Origin of the sequence: Bacillus sp. XT-4 (assembly GCF_050864245.1) — a bacterium.
Lineage (GTDB): Bacteria > Bacillota > Bacilli > Bacillales > Bacillaceae > Bacillus > Bacillus altitudinis.
The window spans coordinates 557,182-573,780 of the sequence record NZ_JBPAFI010000001.1 but is presented as its reverse complement, the minus strand read 5'-3'; the positions used below and the strand labels follow the sequence as shown (position 1 = coordinate 573,780).

The window sequence follows — 16,599 nt, the reverse complement described above, 5'->3', positions numbered from 1 at the left end:
AATTATGAAGGTGATGACAGTGACATCCAAAACAACGATGATCCAAGAATTAAACCAAATCGAAGCGCGCATCCATCAAAAGCTCCGATTAGAGTTTGAAGAATTATTTGTAGATGAGTTAACTGATAAGCAGCATATTGTCCTTGATTTCGTAGAGCGAACAGGGGGAAGCTCACCTATTCAAATTGCTCAGCAACTAGGCATCACCCAAAGTGCTGTGAGCCAGTTGTTAAACACGCTTGAAAAAAAAGAATGGATTCGCCGCAGCATCAACCCGCAAAACCGCCGGGAATTGCACGTTGAACTTTCTGAAAAGGCAAAGACGTACTTGGAGAATATGAGAAAGATAGAACTTGCGATCATTGAAAAATACTATTCAAAATTAAGCCTCGAAGAGATCAGCACATTGACATCCATTTATACAAAGCTTGATCAATTGATTGTAGATCAAAATGAAGGGGAAGGATGATGATCCATTGATGATGCTCAAACAAGAAGTACAGCGAATTGCCTCTTCTTATACGGAGAAAAAGAAACAGGCGCTGCTCGTGATCGGACTGATTCATCAAGGAGAAAGACACGTTTTTCATTTCGGAGATCACCCCATACAGCAGTGCGTCCAGCCTGAGGAGGTCATTTTTGAAATCGGCTCTATTTCAAAAGTCTTTACGACAAGTATATTGGCAAGCATGATTCAAAAAGGGCAGATGAAGCTAGACGATTCCATTTCACTGTATTGTCCCGAAATAAGAAAGAATCACCCCATCCAATTGGAACAGCTGGCAACCCATACGTCTGGACTTCCTTCACATCGTTTTCTCAGAGATTTACAACTAAGGTTCCTTCCAAAAGTGAGAAGAGATATGTACTGTCAATACTCCCTTGATGAATTAATGAAACTGTTACACTCGAAAAAATGGAATGAGCGAAAAGAATACCCATCTCGTTACTCCAATGTAGGGATGGGACTCCTCGGGTTGATCATGGGATGGTCTCTTCACAAAACATATGAAGAGTTGCTGACTGAATATATCGTGGATGAGCTGAAACTATCGAACACCTTTATTACGATCAAGGAGGACGTCAAAGAGAAGATGATCCTCGGTCATCAAGAGAATGGAAAAGAGGTTCCTCCGCTTCAGATGCATGACTATCAAGGGGCTGGTGCGATTCGTTCGACGGTCACTGATTTGCTTTCATTTCTCTCTGCGCATATGAGTGCAGACGTCGCTTCTCCATGGAAAATGACCCACGAGCCAAAGGTGAAGATAGGGAAAAACATGTCAATGGGACTCGGGTGGGTCATAGATGATACGGGATTGATTTGCCATAATGGTGCAACTTCTGGTTTCTCCAGCTTCATGGGCTTCCGCCCGGATTCAAAAGCAGGAGTGGTCGTCTTGTCTAACTATCGCAATCGTATCACGCAAGATTCTCCCGACCGAATTGCCTATGATGTGATGAATATGCTTGAACAAGAGCTTAAAGTCAAATGAGCCTTCTATGAAGAGGGCTCATTTTTTCTTACGTTCAGCTCTTTAATCGTTTCACCAGGAACGAGTTCAGGCTCATAAAATGTTTGATCAGGCAGGTTCTTTTTCCCTTGTACTTTTTTAATCATCCAGTCTGCCGCATCTCGTCCCATTTGCTCTTGAGGGTGTGTCAGCGTTGTCAGTTTCACATGGGCATTTTTTTGGGCAATATACGAGTTATCCTGTCCAATAATGGAAAGATCATCTGGAATAGATAAACCTATTTCACTACATACATTTGCTACTTCTAATCCTACCTCATCGTTATAGCAAACAAGGGCTGTCAGCTCATGCTGGTGCGCTTGTAAAAAGGTTTTGATATGATCCCCTAAATACTGCTTCGATTCTGTATCGAAAAAAAGAACATGCTCTGGTAGGAAATTGAGCTTCGCTTCACCAAGTGCCTGAATATAGCCCTTCATTCGATATTTTCCTTGTAAATCATCTGTTTTTGAAATCAGTCCAATGTGCTGATGCCCAGAGGTGATCAGCTCCTTTGTCGCTAAATAGCTGGACTTTACATCATCCAAACAAAGGAAGGGGACCTCTAACTGCTCATAGTAGGCATTGATCATAATAAGCGGGACATCCTGTTCTTTAAAGGATAGGTAGTACGAAATGTTTGGATTATATAAGTTGCTTTTTGTCGGTTCGACAATTAATCCGTCCACACCAAAGGACAGCATCATTTCAAGCGCTTTTTTCTCCTGCTCCACATCGTTATTCGTACTCGCCAGTAACAAAGAATAGTTCTCTTCATTTAATCGGCTTTCGATGCCCCGAATGATCGACGGGAAAATGTAATCGGATATGTATGTGGTGATGACGCCAATCGTTTTCATATGAGCATGTCCAGCAGGTTTTGTTTGATATTGATTGGTGACAAATGTGCCTGAGCCTTTTTCACTTCTTAAAAAACCTTCACTCGATAATTCCAAGATGGCTTTTCGCACCGTATGTCTGCTTACTTGATACATCCCTTGTAAGCTTGATTCGGTTGGAATACGCTCCCCGATCCGGTAATCCCCTGTCAGTATTTTGCTTTTTATATCATCTATAATGATCTGGTACTTCTTTTTCATCGTTTCACTTCTTTCACAGTTGATCCTCTACTCGGGTTGAGAAGAACTTGTATGGACATATTTTAACATGGTTGCTCAATCAAAAACAGGCGCTTGCAGTGTCTACCGTCTAATCCTTAGAGAACATGAAAGTTTTTGTCTAATTATGTATGCACAACTATATTTATTATTGACATATGTACGGACAAATATTATATTATTTTTGTGCACAGGTAAAGGTGAATCAAACGAAAAAGATATTTGAAACCGCTATCATCTTGGAGGTGAACAAAATGAATCGTGAAAAGACGGCCAAAGTCATTAGAGAAGGCAGGACATCTTTGGGCATTGAATTTGGTTCCACACGAATTAAAGCGATTTTAATAGATGAAGAGTTTCAGCCAATTGCGCAAGGTGCATTTGAATGGGAAAGTTCTCTTCAAGAAGGAATATGGACGTACAACTTAATTGAGATCATTACAGGTCTTCAAGTGGCATACCGTCAGATGAAAGAACAGGCTGCACAATTGTATGGGGTGACGATTCAAACCATTGGCTCCATCGGGATATCTGCGATGATGCATGGCTATGTCGCCTGTCATCATACAGGAGAAGTCCTCGTCCCGTTTCGAACGTGGCGGAATGGAACAACGACCGAGGCGAGTCAAAAGCTAACGGATGTATTCCAATTTCATATTCCAGAAAGATGGAGCATTGCTCACTTATATCAAGCGATATTAGGAGAGGAAAAACATCTGTCCCGGTTAGAGTATGTGACCACTTTGTCCGGCTACATTCACTGGCTGTTAACAGGGAAGCAGGCCATCGGAATTGGCGATGCGTCGGGAATGTTCCCCATTGATGAAAAAACGAAGGATTACAACGAAGTGATGCTTCATCAATTTGAAGCATTGATTGCAGAAAAAGGCTACCCGTGGAAGCTTCGTCATCTTTTGCCGCGCATCTATTTAGCAGGCGAAGAAGCTGGTGTGTTAACAGCAGCTGGAGCAGCGATTTTAGACCAAGGCAAACAGTTGCAGCCAGGTATCCCTTTTTGCCCACCAGAGGGTGATGCAGGAACGGGAATGGTCGCAACAAACAGTGTGGAAAAGAGAACTGGGAATATTTCAGTTGGGACATCTGTATTTGCCATGATTGTGTTAGAGCATCATCTAAAAGGTGTGTACCCAGAAGTGGATCTTGTCACGACACCAGATGGCCTGCCAGTCGCGATGGTTCATGCCAACAATTGTACAAGTGACCTTAACGCTTGGATGAATCTATTCAGAGAAGCGTTTGAAGCAATGGGTCAGCCAGTTGAAACAGAAAGAATGTACGAAACCCTATTAAATCAAGCTTTAGAAGCAGATCATGATGGGGGCGGGCTTTTAAGCTATGGCTATTATTCTGGTGAAAATATTACGAGACTAAAAGAAGGAAGACCCCTTTTTGTTAGATCTCCTCAAAGCCGGTTTACCCTTGCTAATTTCATTCGGACGCATCTCTTCTCTGCATTTGGCGCAATGAAAATTGGGATGGATCGTTTAAAAGCACATGAACAAGTCAAGATTGATCGCTTACTAGGACATGGCGGTTTATTTAAAACACCCATAGTTGGGCAAAAAATGGTCGCTGCTGCACTCGGGACACCTGTATCCGTCGTATCAACGGCGGGAGAAGGCGGTGCGTTTGGGATGGCGGTCCTTGCTTCATATATGCTCAATCACCAGCAGCAAACACTGAGCCATTTCCTCAAGCATCAAGTATTTGCCCATACATTAGAAGAGCTTATTGATCCTGATCCACTGGATGTTAAAGGTTTTGAGGCATTTATAAAGCGCTATCAAGAAGGACTCCCGATAGAAAAAGCGGCAGTAGAACATTTGACGCCACAGAAAGGAGCGGCACCTGTATGTTAGAGCGGTTAAAAGAAGAAGTGTTTCAAGCGAATCTAGATCTACCAAAGTACGGACTTGTGAAATTTACATGGGGCAATGTCAGTGCGTGCGATCGTGACAGTGGACTGTTTGTCATTAAGCCAAGCGGCATAGCGTATGACAAATTATCAGCAAAAGACATGGTCGTGGTCGATTTTGACGGTCAAGTGGTCGAGGGAGAATTCAATCCTTCTTCCGATACTGCCACACATGCTGTTCTTTACAAACACTTTGAGGAAATTGGCGGCATTTCACATAGCCATTCAATGTGGGCAACGGTATGGGCGCAAGCTGGACTTGATTTACCAGCAATGGGCACAACACATGCCGATACATTTTACGGATCTGTTCCGTGCGCTCGATTTCTCACAGAAGAAGAGGTGAATCGCGGGTATGAGGTGGAAACAGGATACCTGATCATCGAAACGTTTGAGAAAAGACAGATAGATGTCATGGCGGTTCCTGGTATTTTGCTACAAGGTCATGGGCCCTTTACGTGGGGGAAAGATGCAAAAAGTGCGGTAACGAACAGTGTCATTTTAGATGAAGTAGCGAAAATGAACCTGTTTGCAAAGCAATTGAACGAATATGCGGAGCCTCTTCCGCAGGTGATTTTAGATAAACATTATTTAAGAAAACATGGAACACATGCGTATTATGGACAAAAACCTTCAAGATAAAGAAAAGAGGGATTTCTATGTTAACAAGTCAGAAGAAAGAATGTTGGTTTGTCGTCGGTTCACAGCACTTATATGGGGACGAGGCACTAAAGCAAGTGAAGGCAGATGCGCAAAAGATAACAGATGCCTTAAATGAGAGCGGTTTGCTGCCTTATCCAATTATTCTGCAGGAACTGGCGGTCAGTGCGGATCAAATCACAGAGCTGATGAAAGAGGTCAACTATCGTGATGAGGTCATCGGTGTGATGACTTGGATGCATACGTTTTCTCCAGCAAAAATGTGGATACGTGGTACGTCTCTTTTGCAAAAGCCTCTTTTGCATCTCGTCACGCAATACTATGAAAACATTCCGTGGGACACGATTGATATGGACTATATGAATCTCCATCAATCGGCACATGGAGACAGAGAGTACGGCTATATCAATGCACGTTTAAATAAGCAAAACCAAATCGTTGCAGGTCATTGGTCGAAGCAGGAGGTGAAGCAGCAAATCGCTGATTGGATGGACGTTGCAGCTGCCTATCATGAGAGCTTTCATATCAAAGTGGCCAGGTTTGGTGACAATATGCGCCACGTTGCGGTGACAGAAGGAGATAAAATTGAAGCGCAGATCCAGCTGGGATGGACCGTTGATTACTTTGGTATTGGCGATCTTGTGAACTATGTAAATGCTGTGGAAGAAGCAGAAGTTGATGCTCTGTTTGCTGAGTACTTAACGTTATATGACGTGGATTATGGGAGTTATTCGGCAGAAGAATGGGAACAAAGTGTAAAAGTGCAAGCACGATATGAAATTGCCATCAAACGTTTCTTAGATGAAGGTGGCTACAATGCCTTTACGACAAACTTTGAAGATTTACATGGCATGAAGCAGCTTCCGGGTTTAGCTGTTCAGCGCCTCATGGCAAAGGGGTATGGCTTTGCCGGTGAAGGCGATTGGAAAACCGCCGCACTGGATCGTTTATTAAAGGTGATGAGTCATCATCAATCGACTGGTTTTATGGAAGATTACACATATGAAATGACCTCTGGTCAGGAAGCAGTGCTCCAATCTCATATGCTAGAAGTAGATCCAGTGCTTGCACATACAAAACCTGTCATTGTCGTGTCTCCGCTAGGCATTGGAGACCGGGAAGACCCAGCACGTCTTGTGTTTGATGGAAAAGCAGGCGAGGGCGTTGTTGTCTCCATTGCTGATTTTGGAACACATTTCAAATGGCTGATTCAAGAAGTGGAAGCCTTTGAGCCGCAGGAAGCAGCACCTCATTTACCGGTAGCACGAGTCCTCTGGAAAATCAAACCGAACTTTCAAGATGGCGTCAAAGCATGGATTAAGCACGGCGGAGGTCATCATACAGTCGTATCTCTCAATTTAACGGTTGATCAAATTGTTCATTTTGCAAAGCTTGTGAATGCAGAATATGTGGTTTTATAAAGAAGGGTGAAATGCATTCTACTGTGAACGGTAGAATGGCAGGGAGAAATGAAAGCGGTTTATTAAGTGAGGGGGGTCATCCACTTGGAGAAAAAAGTATCAAGTAAATTTATCTTCTTTTTCGGGTCCTTTGCAGGCATCTTATTTGGATATGATATTGGCATTATCGCAGGGGCGGAAGGGCACATTCAGGAAGAATTTCAGCTCAGCCCGTTATGGCTTGGTATCGTCGTTTCTTCATTAATGGGCGGGGCGATCATTGGTTCCATTTTAAGCGGTCTGATGGGGGATAAGTTTGGCCGCAGAAAGCTCATTTTGGTGTCATCAATTATCTTTTTTGTCGGTGCGCTTGGCTCAGCCATTGCACCAGAAGAAATCTCATTAACCATTGCCCGGATTTTCTTAGGAACAGCTGTAGGGACAGCCTCATCGCTCGTGCCTGCTTACATGTCTGAAATCGCTCCGGCCAAAATTCGCGGGAAATTGTCCGGCCTGAATCAGCTGATGATTGTGAGTGGATTATTGCTTAGCTATATCGTCGCATTTGTGTTTGAACCAATTCCAGACAGCTGGCGCTGGATGCTGGGAAGTGCTGCTTTATTTGCGATCGTGCTTTATATTGGCATGCTGAAACTTCCTGAATCTCCAAGATATTTAATTAAACACGGAATGGCTCATAAGGCACGTGAAGTATTAGGATCACTTCGTTCCTCACGTGAAGAGATTGAAGCAGAAATGCAAGAAATTTTAGAAGTGGCAAAAGAAGAACGCTCAGGCATTCGTGAATTATTTCAAAAGAAATTCCGTATGGCTCTCTTTATTGGGGTCGGAATGGCGACACTCCAGCAAATACAGGGTGCGAACTCCATTGTGTATTATGCAACGAGTATCGCAAGAAATGTAGGTCTTGCTCCGCAAGTTGCCGCAGGTTTTACCGTCATTGTTGGAGTCATATTTGTTGTGACGACCGTGATCTTTTTACAATTCGTCGACCGGTTCGACCGCCGAACGATTCTCACAGTTGGGGGAACGGGGATGGCCCTGTCTTTCTTTGCACCAGCGGCATTAGGTGCGCTCGGAGTGAGTGAAGGCATATTAAACTGGGTCACATTGATTTCACTTTGCTGCTTTATTTTGTGCTATGCCTTCTCATGGGCACCGATCACATGGATTATTATTGGTGAAATTTTCCCACTTTCTGTAAGGGGCATTGGAGCGGGCATTTCCTCTGCCTTTAACTGGACGGGATCATTAGCAGTTGGCCTTGTTTTCCCTATCTTGGCTGACCAATTCAGCTTTGGCGTCATTTTCTCCTCATTTGGGGTCATCTGCTTAATTGGCCTGTTGTTCACCCGCTTTGTATTAGTCGAAACAAAAGGAAGAAGCTTAGAACAAATCGAAACCGATATGGCTGCACGTGTCTAAAGAAAACCATCTATCCTGTGTGGATAGATGGTTTCAGCGTGTAGACAAACCCTCGCATTCTTTGTCAGTCCTGCGTGCCAGTGCTCACGAATGTCAAATTCGCTCCGCGCCGGTACTCGTCCTTCCTAGAATTCAAAGGTTTTCTATCACGCTGAAAAGAAGACAAAGGGCTAAAATCAAGTTCATTTTAGCCCTTTTTCAACAATCTGAACCATCTATCCTGTGTGGATAGATGGCTTTTTTAATCAAGTACTTGTTTCAGTTCATCTGGCAGTAAATCCATTAATTGATCAGATGAGGATACGTCCAGCACTTCAAGAAGTGCATAATATTTTGCATAAATTTCACTCAGCTGATCAGGATGATTTGCTTCATATCGATTCAAATGCAATTGCGTCAGTTCAAGTGCAATGTCCAGTTTGTTTCGTTCGATGGTTTGTGTTGTGTTGATCAAATCGTTCACCTCTAATTTTAAAGTTATAGAAAAATGTTACGGTGCAGTTCCGCAGCTGACCTTATATTCATGGTCTTCTACCTTTTTTGAATAACAGACGGAAGGCGTCATTCCCGTCTCACTTTTCCAAGCCTGCCAATACACATCATAAAGCTGACCATATTGAGGGTCTACATCGTCCTTTTTTTGCAAAATAGCTTTGGTAAGGGTAGCCTTCTTGATAAATGGCATGCCGTATCGCTCCTCTCTCGGTCGCATTTGTAAAAGCCATAGGCGACAGCAGTGGAAGAGTGATGATCACGACGAGCAGGATGAAAAATGAAAAAAGCTTATGTCTTGTTTTCATCAATGAATGTCCTTTCCTTCACAAGAGATCATTTGTATAATATGTTAAAATTGTCCTATTGTAAAGAAAGAGACGACTAGATCACCAGCGGATTTTATCAAAAATAGACAAGCATCTAATCACTAATCGCGCCTCTGACATACGATAGAGTGTAAGTGAAAGACAACTTGAAGGGGTGTTGAGATGAGCCGGAATCGATTAGACAATTTTTTCTTTGGACCTCGCAGAGGGAATCATGGAGAAGTTGAAACGGTTGTATCCCCTACACGTCAAATTGTCAACACGACAACAAATGTACAAACGATCAGAAAGATTCATCCAACTCATATCACAAACGTCAATAAAAACATCAAAAGAATTGAAAACTACTACCCTGTAACGCAATCTACTCGAAATGAGTATATTGTGGAAGAATATGACTGTGGCAGTGATATCAAGAATCCTTGCTGCCGCCCGGTCAAACGCTGTAAGTGGTAGTTTAATGGTAAAAAGAAGTGAGGCATCCTGTGATGGGATGCCTTTTGTATGTTTAACGCTCTATTTCATTTAGTTGTCCGTGATCAAGCTCGAAAAAACGATTTCCTAATTCTGAATAAAGGTAGCGCTGATGGCTTGTAAATAAAACACATTGATCAGAGAATTCTTCTTTTAATAAAGAAATAGACTGCATTTGAGATGCCTCATCAAGAGATGTAAAAGGTTCATCAAGAATGATTAGTTCTGGTGATCTGGCTGCCATACAATTAAAGAAAAGCTTATATCTCATACCTAGTGAATATTGTTTGACAGGCATCTTAAGTGCATGAGTTAAATCAAATACATCACAAAGCGAGAGAAAGGTCTTTTTGTATACCTCTTTTTCTGACTGATTCATTTTCCATAGCGACTGTATAAGATTCATATGCTCGATACCAGTCAGCGCATCATAAACCAAAGGCTTATCTGGGATGTACGCGACCAACCCTTTATAAAGAGCTGACCCAGGATGATGCTGTTCGTTGAGTAAAACCGTTTCGGATACTGAAGGAAGCAGACCTGCGATGATCTTTAAAAGTGTCGATTTACCGCTGCCGTTTTTCCCGATAATACAAGCACGATCACCTTCTTTCAAATGAAAGGATACTTGATCAAGGAGGGGAGAGCTTTCTTCAGTTGTTTCATAACGAAAAGATAGCTGAGACACTTGCAAACTAGCCATTGATAAATCCTCCAGTAACAAAAACAGTGGTCACCAGCATATACAAGATGACGGTCGCAAGGGCGGCTTTTTTTGATCCTTCAGCATAATAAATGATCCCATCATATAGGATGCGTAAAAGGTACAAGTTGATCAAAAAAGAAACCGCTTGGATGAAGATAAAATAATGATCTAAATCGAGTACCATCACACAATAGATTGCTGCGCTATTCACTAATAGAAGCAACGCATTATAAAGCAAGATGACAAAATACATTTTGCGCAAAATAAACGTTTTATGAAAAAAGTACATATAAATCGAAGTCACGACAGTACCGAGAAAATTTAATATGAAATAAAGCGGGATTGTCAGTAAAAAGATAAACACAATGCTGGCTAATTGTTTTCCAGCAGATAAAGGCTCCTCTACTAACAAATCAATGATAAAAAATGTTAAAAAAACAGTTGAAACAAATAAAGATAGTAAGACAAGACCTACAATGGTTTTGATCGATTGATGTTGATTGAAAAATTGTTTAGGGCGTAGAAGTAGCTCCATAGAACCACATTCTCCTTTCTTCTAAGATAGATGTACATGGCTAACATATTCCTCTAAAAGAGAGGCAATCAACAAGAGCACTACAGCGGAAAAGATTAACTGAACCACAGTCCGAGTCAGCTTTCTTACATCAATGGCCTTACCTTTCATAAACCGGTAAAGATAAATGAATGGAAAAGCACTGACGATTGAAAAGAGGATCAAACCAAGAATCTCAACAAAAGCATGCGGCATGAGGCCAGTGAATAACTGCGGCACTTCATGATGGGCTATCAGAAACTGAATGAGTTTTCCGATGATATAGCCATTATAAAAAAGAATGCCAGCAGACATAATGCCGCCAGTAAAAGCCCCGATACCTAGAATGGCAAGCCCAACCTGTAAATTATTTGAAAAAATAGAGAGAAAAAACATGTCTTCATCCTTTTTTAAATAAGGAATCTGATCATAAGGAAGGAGGCATCCAATGAGCAAAGCTGCAATAAATACACCGGCGTAAAAATAGCCGAGACGTAGAATCAATCTATTCTCCGATAGAAAATATCTTATTTTTTTCAACATACTCAATTCCTTTATAAATGGTCTTGCGGCATAATATCCAGCAAATCACTGAAACGATCACAAAATATATAGCGAACAGCACGTTTACGAGCCCTGAGGATTGCTGCAATATAGGGAGAAAAGAGGTCAAAATTAAATAGTACATAAAAGGCAGCACAAGAAAGTTTCTGGCAAATGCCTGACCTTTATCGATGATCTCTAATTCCTCATTTGTTGTCCCTATTTCATGCTCATGAATAAAATTGAATTTCGTTGTGAATGGAAACAGGTAAAGCTGAATCAAAGGAAAAATGAAAAAGCCAATCCCTAATACCACCAGTTGAATGAGCATCTGAACATGAAACAGTTGATACACAGTCATAATAGATAGATTAATGAATAGTAAACAGAGTGCTGGTATGGAAAATAAACAATAAAATAACTGGATTTTTGATAAGAAAAATTGCAAAAGAGATATTTGAGAAAGCTCGTAAAGCCAAATGTTCTTTTTTTCAGCACTTAAAGCAAAAATAGAAGGTGTCAGCATTCTCATCTCATAAGATTGATTTGCTAGTATCATAATATTGAGTGTGAATAGCAGCTGAATTTGCAAGGCTTGATGATCGATGATCGAGATCAATCCGGTAAAAACACCAATATAAAAGAAGGCTTCATATGACATGAACATATAATTAAAAAATTCTTTAGATAAGAGCCACCTTTTTTCTTTCAGCAGCTTGATGTCTTTTTGAATCAACGCATTTTGTCTAAACAGCGAACCCTGAATTTTATGCAGTACTTGAAAGTACCAATAAAATAAATCCCGAAAATGCTTTGAGCTTTGGTCTTGATCTTTTTCCGTTGGAATCCATCGAACAGGACTTCTCATGACAAGCGCACTACCTAGTATCACAACAATCAATGTAATAGGTGAATTAAAAAGGGCTTGAAATTGTAGAAAAACAGAGCCATCTGAAAATAAAGCATGATGCATTTGCTGAAGATCATGTTGATATAAAGAGATCAGCTTGTTTGAAAGAGTGATCCAAAACGAATCCTCTGCAAGCGATGAGATCGATTGAAATAGTTGCTGGAAGGTGTGATAAAAAGGGAAAATGATGTTTAATATGAGAACCCTTCCGAAAAAGAAAAAAAGCAAAGCGATGCTTGCAAAAAAGAGGACACGAATGGCCCCGATTTTTTTTACGACGATGTTATAAATATAAGCACCGAATATCTTATTGCTGATGATAAATAGGAAGATACTTGTCAGCATCACATTGACATGTTTTAACCAGAATGCCAGATCGTGTGTTTGAACAATATCATATTGAAACAAAAAATAGATCAAATAAGTGCTCAAACTCGTAAACACAAGCCAAATCAATTCTGAAAACAGAAGCGTTTGAAAAAGTTGTCTAGAGGAAACAGGTGCTAGCTGTATCAATTCTTTAAAAGGAAGAAGATGAGTTCTTCTATAAGATTCAATTCCTTTGACGATAGAAAATAAAAATAAAAACATCACAAAAGCACTTTCCCATTCTATTTGATAGACGGGGGAGTAAAGAAATGAAGAAATCACGAATACAATCATGCATCCGAATATGATATCAAGAATACAAGAAAAAAATATGTACTGTTTTGAAGAAAACGACTTGAGAAATGGAATTTTTCGTATAACGAACTGAGCGATATTAGAATACTGCTGCTCCAGTCTAATGGATAGAAGTAGTGATAATAATGGATATAACATCTTCTCACCTGCACAAAAATTTAAATAGAAGGAGAACAGAGTCTCCTTCTATTGAGTCGTTAAATAAATTACCAAGCGATAACGGCTTTACGGCCTTTTTTCTTAATTTCGTTTTTAAGGTATTGACGAATTGTCTCTTTACCAGCCGCAGCAATAAGAGAAAGACCGCCTGAACCTACAGCAGTTAAAATGGAGACAATTGTAGTGACAGCTCCACCCGCTTCAACCACATTAAGAACCACAGCGGCAACACTGCCTGGAATACCAAATTCTTTTGCTAGATCAGCAACTGGCAGTACTTGTAGCGAGAAGGAAAAAAGAGCTAGCATAAGGAATCCTACTGCTAAAGCACCAAAAAGAACATGTAGTTTGATTTCATTTCTTGTTTCTGTCATATCAAATTCCTCCCTTTTTTGTCTTTTTATTACTATTCTATCTTATGATATGTTTTTGTTCATATCAATCCTTTTTTTTCTTTTTTTTCATGAATTAGTTATAGGTTAATATAAAATAAGTGAAAAGATAAGTGAGAAAAGAATCGTTTTGGATAGGGAATATCGAGTGAACATGATCAAAATGACCTTGTTTTCACAAAAACGAAAGAGAGCCTAAAAGTCTATAAGAAATGTGCTATATGTAAATGAACCAATATTCTTTGATCAAAAGCTTCTTTCAAGATAAAATTGGAAGTATCAATTCATTCTGATGGAGGCGATTTTCTGAATATTCGATTGTTAACACCAGAAGATGCTCAAGAATATGCGAACTTGAGATTAGAAGCACTCCGATTAAATCCAGAGAGTTTTGCTATGAGTTACGAGGAAGAGAAGCTAGATACGAAGAATAAATATAAGGATCGTTTTGCTTCTACACAATCTATGTGGACATTCGGTGCCTTTCATCAAGGTCAGCTGGTCGGCTCGGTCACACTCATACAAGAAACATTGCAGAAATTAAAGCACCGTGCCAATGTGGCAGCGATGTATGTAACGGCTAATGGACGCGGAAAAGGAATAGGGAAGGCGCTCCTGACAAAATTACTTTCTTTTGCACGCGAAAAAAAAGACATCGAACAAATATATTTAACAGTGGTCACAACAAATGACCCAGCCAAATATCTTTACATGTCTGTTGGATTTAAGTCGTATGCGGAAGAGGAAAAAGCACTAAAAATAAATGGTGCATATGTAGATGAGGAAAAAATGATGCTATGTTTATCATCGTTTGGAGGGGATATAAATGAGCCAGCCAGTCATGCGCATCACATTGGCAGCCGGACCAAATAGTGAGCTGGAATCCTTTGCGCTTCGTGCAGCACTTGAAAACTTTGGCGCAAAAGTCGATATGCATTGGATAGGCAGACCGAATGACCTGATTAATGTTTTATCCGGGAGGAATAGAGGCGAGACGGATTTCATTCTTTTATCCTTTCACGGAGAAGAAGGAGCGTTTCTCATGCCGGAGTTAGGAGAAGATGTATACGAAGAGGGTGAGCCGAGAGGTGCTGCTTTTGGTGCGGATGACATAAAGCGGTATGCTTCGTTAAATGGAGTCCACATTATATGTACAGGCTGTACACTAGGCGAAAAAAAGGTGGCAGAAGCTTTTTTAGAAACAGGGGCGATATCCTATACAGCGCCCGATGACTACATTGATGGAAATGCGTCATTTATTTTTGTTCTCACCATGCTGTATGAGCTGGTGAACAACTCAAAGACAGTCAGAGCAGCTTTTGACCAGGCACGCTCTATTGATGAAGAAACAAAGTTATTCCAACTGTATATGCAAAAATAAGGGCTGAGCAATCAAGCCCTTTTTATATGTCTCTCGTAAAATATGTCGAAAATGTGACAAGTGTGTTTTTTGCAAACTAAAAAGGGGCTTCGAAAAGTCTATCCTACAAACACACGCCATTTAGACAGGACGGCATCACGAGAGGAGAATCATTGTGTCAATCAAAGGGAAAGTCATTCTTGTTCTATGCGGACTTGCGATTGTCATCGGAATCGCTGGATTTTATCATAATCAGCAAGCAAGCGGGACAGAGAGAAAAAAAGTAGAACAAGATGCGAGCTACAAACAAGTTGAAATTGTCACACTTGTGAATGACGGGAAATTCATGAGATATGCTGTCAACTATCCGCTGTTTCATCAAGAAAAACTAGATCAGGAGATCAAAAGATTTGCAGAGACAGCGTTAGAAAAGTTTAAAACATCATTTAGTCAAGCGAGTGATGTCAATGAAGAAAAACGATACGAATTAAACATCGATTATGAGATCATTCATTATGCCAAGCAAACCGTCGCAATCAAATTCAATACATATGAAGTGAAGGGCGGAAAGCAAGGCGTCAATCAAACGAAGGTGATGAACTTTGATTTCAAGAAACAGACATTTTTATCAATCAACGATATCTTTCTATCAAAGAAGGACAATCTTCAAAAATTATCTCATATGACTTTTGAGGAATTAAAAAAAGATCGAACGCTAGCTGAAAATCAGCCGCTGCTCAAACAGGGAACGTCTCCTGTGGCGAAGAATTATCAGTATTTTGCCATCAAGGATCGCTATATCGAATTCTACTTTCCAAGAGGACAAATCGCTCCAAATCATCAAGGCCCTCAAGTGCTGGCGATTAAAAAAACACTGCTTAAAGGAATGTTAAAGCCAGAATACATCAATAAAGAAAAGAACAAAAACGAGAAAAAAGAACCGATTCCAACAAGAAAGATTGTGAAATTGCCAAAACCATCCACATTTCATCCAAATCAAAAAGCCATTGCACTCACATTTGATGATGGGCCCAATCCATCAACGACCTCAAAAATTTTAACAGCATTAAAAGAGAACAAAGGACATGCTACATTTTTTGTATTAGGCAGCAGGGTTCAGTATTATCCCGATATGTTAAGTGAAATCAGAAAGGGTGGAAATGAAATTGGAAACCACTCCTATAACCACCCTTTGCTCACAAGACTTCCCTTAAAACAAGCGGTCAAACAAGTAGAAGACACGCAACAAATCATTGAAAAAGCGAGCGGGTTCACACCGACTCATTTTAGACCGCCATATGGCGGGACAAACGGGCAAATCAACGAAGCTCTTCACATGAAAGTGACCCTTTGGGATGTGGATCCTGAAGACTGGAAATATCGAAACAGCCAATACGTCGCGGACTACATTCTAGCCCATGCATCTAGCGGTGAAACGGTCTTAATGCACGACATCTATGACACCTCAGCCAACGCAGCCGTCACGATTATCAAAGAACTCACCAAACAGGGATATCAATTATTGACGGTGTCTGAGCTTGAGCAGTGGAAGGAAGCGCGTGAGAAGAAAGGTGAATTGAATACGTAATGATGATGCGAATCTTAGTAGATTCGCATTTTTTAAAGCATATTATGAAAATAAAGGGAAATCATGTTAAAGTGAGTGTAGAAAAGGAGGGCTTCGGATGGTATTCATGAGGTTGATTAGCCTATATATGCTGACAGCATTTAGTTTGGGTTTTATCGTTAACTATGTACCTGGTTTGATGCTGCCCATCTATATACTTGCGATGATCGGGCTTATTTTATGTCTCGTTCATATTGCGCTGCATTATATTCATCGAATCAGAAATATGTTGTTTCATGAGAAACGGTAAGAATACTTGCGTACGCTAAGAAACCTCTCTCTAAAAGAGTGAGGTT

The 16,599-nt window shown here is 40.6% G+C and carries 18 protein-coding genes and 1 pseudogene; 11 read left to right on the top strand and 8 right to left on the bottom strand.

What is annotated here, in order from left to right; translation table 11 throughout:
* Nucleotides 1-13: 13 nt before the first annotated feature.
* Nucleotides 14-469, top strand: coding sequence for a MarR family winged helix-turn-helix transcriptional regulator (locus ACRRMM_RS03075; RefSeq protein WP_428828980.1), 456 nt, complete (start codon nt 14-16; stop codon nt 467-469).
* Between the two features lie 10 nt (nt 470-479).
* Entirely contained in the window at nt 480-1,496 is a 1,017-nt protein-coding gene (locus tag ACRRMM_RS03070; protein ID WP_428828979.1) for a serine hydrolase domain-containing protein, read from the top strand.
* A 5-nt stretch (nt 1,497-1,501) separates the two neighbouring features.
* On the opposite strand, the gene ACRRMM_RS03065 is transcribed toward ACRRMM_RS03070, so the two are convergent.
* A complete protein-coding gene (locus ACRRMM_RS03065) occupies nt 1,502-2,614 on the bottom strand; it encodes a substrate-binding domain-containing protein (RefSeq protein WP_428828457.1) in 1,113 nt (370 codons plus the stop codon).
* A 272-nt stretch (nt 2,615-2,886) separates the two neighbouring features.
* On the opposite strand from ACRRMM_RS03065, the gene ACRRMM_RS03060 reads away from it, so the two are divergent.
* The 4 genes from ACRRMM_RS03060 to ACRRMM_RS03045 all read left to right on the top strand — a co-directional run bounded on the left by ACRRMM_RS03060 (nt 2,887) and on the right by ACRRMM_RS03045 (nt 8,074).
* Nucleotides 2,887-4,512, top strand: a complete 1,626-nt coding sequence (locus tag ACRRMM_RS03060) for a xylulokinase (protein ID WP_426995157.1) — start codon at nt 2,887-2,889, stop codon at nt 4,510-4,512.
* Entirely contained in the window at nt 4,506-5,210 is a 705-nt protein-coding gene (locus ACRRMM_RS03055; RefSeq protein WP_428828456.1) for an L-ribulose-5-phosphate 4-epimerase, read from the top strand. Before ACRRMM_RS03060 ends, ACRRMM_RS03055 begins: the two co-directional genes overlap by 7 nt.
* A 17-nt stretch (nt 5,211-5,227) precedes the next feature.
* Nucleotides 5,228-6,649 (top strand): L-arabinose isomerase, encoded by a 1,422-nt coding sequence (gene araA / locus ACRRMM_RS03050; RefSeq protein ID WP_428828455.1) that lies wholly within the window; start codon nt 5,228-5,230, stop codon nt 6,647-6,649.
* 84 nt (nt 6,650-6,733) lie between these two features.
* Entirely contained in the window at nt 6,734-8,074 is a 1,341-nt protein-coding gene (locus tag ACRRMM_RS03045; protein ID WP_007501378.1) for a sugar porter family MFS transporter, read from the top strand.
* Nucleotides 8,075-8,315: 241 nt separating this feature from the next.
* On the opposite strand, the gene ACRRMM_RS03040 is transcribed toward ACRRMM_RS03045, so the two are convergent.
* A complete protein-coding gene (locus ACRRMM_RS03040; RefSeq protein WP_428828454.1) occupies nt 8,316-8,537 on the bottom strand; it encodes a hypothetical protein in 222 nt (73 codons plus the stop codon).
* A 27-nt stretch (nt 8,538-8,564) separates the two neighbouring features.
* A pseudogene (locus tag ACRRMM_RS03035) lies at nt 8,565-8,874 on the bottom strand (hypothetical protein).
* 183 nt (nt 8,875-9,057) lie between these two features.
* On the opposite strand from ACRRMM_RS03035, the gene ACRRMM_RS03030 reads away from it, so the two are divergent.
* Nucleotides 9,058-9,351, top strand: a complete 294-nt coding sequence (locus ACRRMM_RS03030; protein ID WP_017358055.1) for a CotD family spore coat protein — start codon at nt 9,058-9,060, stop codon at nt 9,349-9,351.
* A gap of 52 nt (nt 9,352-9,403) precedes the next feature.
* Here ACRRMM_RS03030 and ACRRMM_RS03025 read toward each other — a convergent pair whose 3' ends face one another.
* The 5 genes from ACRRMM_RS03025 to ACRRMM_RS03005 all read right to left on the bottom strand — a co-directional run bounded on the left by ACRRMM_RS03025 (nt 9,404) and on the right by ACRRMM_RS03005 (nt 13,298).
* On the bottom strand, nt 9,404-10,072 hold the full coding sequence (locus tag ACRRMM_RS03025) for an ABC transporter ATP-binding protein (RefSeq protein WP_008342557.1): 669 nt from the start codon (nt 10,070-10,072) through the stop codon (nt 9,404-9,406).
* Nucleotides 10,065-10,610: a hypothetical protein gene (locus tag ACRRMM_RS03020; RefSeq protein ID WP_236809971.1), complete on the bottom strand. Its 546-nt coding sequence runs from the start codon at nt 10,608-10,610 to the stop codon at nt 10,065-10,067. The genes ACRRMM_RS03025 and ACRRMM_RS03020 overlap by 8 nt, the downstream gene beginning before the upstream one ends.
* A 21-nt stretch (nt 10,611-10,631) precedes the next feature.
* Entirely contained in the window at nt 10,632-11,132 is a 501-nt protein-coding gene (locus tag ACRRMM_RS03015; protein WP_019743196.1) for a stage II sporulation protein M, read from the bottom strand.
* A 1-nt stretch (nt 11,133) separates the two neighbouring features.
* On the bottom strand, nt 11,134-12,903 hold the full coding sequence (locus tag ACRRMM_RS03010) for a hypothetical protein (RefSeq protein ID WP_048003087.1): 1,770 nt from the start codon (nt 12,901-12,903) through the stop codon (nt 11,134-11,136).
* A 68-nt stretch (nt 12,904-12,971) separates the two neighbouring features.
* Nucleotides 12,972-13,298 (bottom strand): uberolysin/carnocyclin family circular bacteriocin, encoded by a 327-nt coding sequence (locus tag ACRRMM_RS03005; RefSeq protein WP_017358050.1) that lies wholly within the window; start codon nt 13,296-13,298, stop codon nt 12,972-12,974.
* Nucleotides 13,299-13,670: 372 nt separating this feature from the next.
* Between ACRRMM_RS03005 and ACRRMM_RS03000 the strand changes: the two genes are divergently transcribed.
* The 4 genes from ACRRMM_RS03000 (at nt 13,671) to ACRRMM_RS02985 (ending at nt 16,553) form a co-directional block, all read left to right on the top strand.
* Nucleotides 13,671-14,189 carry a GNAT family N-acetyltransferase gene (locus tag ACRRMM_RS03000; protein ID WP_432450780.1) on the top strand — a complete coding sequence of 173 codons (519 nt, stop codon included), beginning with the start codon at nt 13,671-13,673 and terminating at the stop codon, nt 14,187-14,189.
* Nucleotides 14,143-14,697: a hypothetical protein gene (locus ACRRMM_RS02995; RefSeq protein ID WP_017358048.1), complete on the top strand. Its 555-nt coding sequence runs from the start codon at nt 14,143-14,145 to the stop codon at nt 14,695-14,697. The genes ACRRMM_RS03000 and ACRRMM_RS02995 overlap by 47 nt, the downstream gene beginning before the upstream one ends.
* 154 nt (nt 14,698-14,851) lie before the next feature.
* Nucleotides 14,852-16,264: a polysaccharide deacetylase family protein gene (locus tag ACRRMM_RS02990; protein ID WP_428828452.1), complete on the top strand. Its 1,413-nt coding sequence runs from the start codon at nt 14,852-14,854 to the stop codon at nt 16,262-16,264.
* 97 nt (nt 16,265-16,361) lie between these two features.
* Nucleotides 16,362-16,553: a hypothetical protein gene (locus ACRRMM_RS02985; protein WP_017367648.1), complete on the top strand. Its 192-nt coding sequence runs from the start codon at nt 16,362-16,364 to the stop codon at nt 16,551-16,553.
* Nucleotides 16,554-16,599: the final 46 nt, after the last annotated feature.

What these genes read in the sequence shown, in the direction of transcription:
- ACRRMM_RS02985 (WP_017367648.1), top strand. Translation starts at nt 16,362, where the DNA reads ATGGTATTCATGAGGTTGATTAGCCTATATATGCTGACAGCATTTAGT.
- ACRRMM_RS03025 (WP_008342557.1), bottom strand. Translation starts at nt 10,072, where the DNA reads ATGGCTAGTTTGCAAGTGTCTCAGCTATCTTTTCGTTATGAAACAACT.
- ACRRMM_RS03055 (WP_428828456.1), top strand. Translation starts at nt 4,506, where the DNA reads ATGTTAGAGCGGTTAAAAGAAGAAGTGTTTCAAGCGAATCTAGATCTA.
- ACRRMM_RS03075 (WP_428828980.1), top strand. Translation starts at nt 14, where the DNA reads ATGACAGTGACATCCAAAACAACGATGATCCAAGAATTAAACCAAATC.
- ACRRMM_RS03070 (WP_428828979.1), top strand. Translation starts at nt 480, where the DNA reads ATGATGCTCAAACAAGAAGTACAGCGAATTGCCTCTTCTTATACGGAG.
- araA (WP_428828455.1), top strand. Translation starts at nt 5,228, where the DNA reads ATGTTAACAAGTCAGAAGAAAGAATGTTGGTTTGTCGTCGGTTCACAG.
- ACRRMM_RS03005 (WP_017358050.1), bottom strand. Translation starts at nt 13,298, where the DNA reads ATGACAGAAACAAGAAATGAAATCAAACTACATGTTCTTTTTGGTGCT.
- ACRRMM_RS03060 (WP_426995157.1), top strand. Translation starts at nt 2,887, where the DNA reads ATGAATCGTGAAAAGACGGCCAAAGTCATTAGAGAAGGCAGGACATCT.
- ACRRMM_RS02995 (WP_017358048.1), top strand. Translation starts at nt 14,143, where the DNA reads ATGAGCCAGCCAGTCATGCGCATCACATTGGCAGCCGGACCAAATAGT.
- ACRRMM_RS03020 (WP_236809971.1), bottom strand. Translation starts at nt 10,610, where the DNA reads ATGGAGCTACTTCTACGCCCTAAACAATTTTTCAATCAACATCAATCG.
- ACRRMM_RS03065 (WP_428828457.1), bottom strand. Translation starts at nt 2,614, where the DNA reads ATGAAAAAGAAGTACCAGATCATTATAGATGATATAAAAAGCAAAATA.
- ACRRMM_RS03030 (WP_017358055.1), top strand. Translation starts at nt 9,058, where the DNA reads ATGAGCCGGAATCGATTAGACAATTTTTTCTTTGGACCTCGCAGAGGG.
- ACRRMM_RS03010 (WP_048003087.1), bottom strand. Translation starts at nt 12,903, where the DNA reads ATGTTATATCCATTATTATCACTACTTCTATCCATTAGACTGGAGCAG.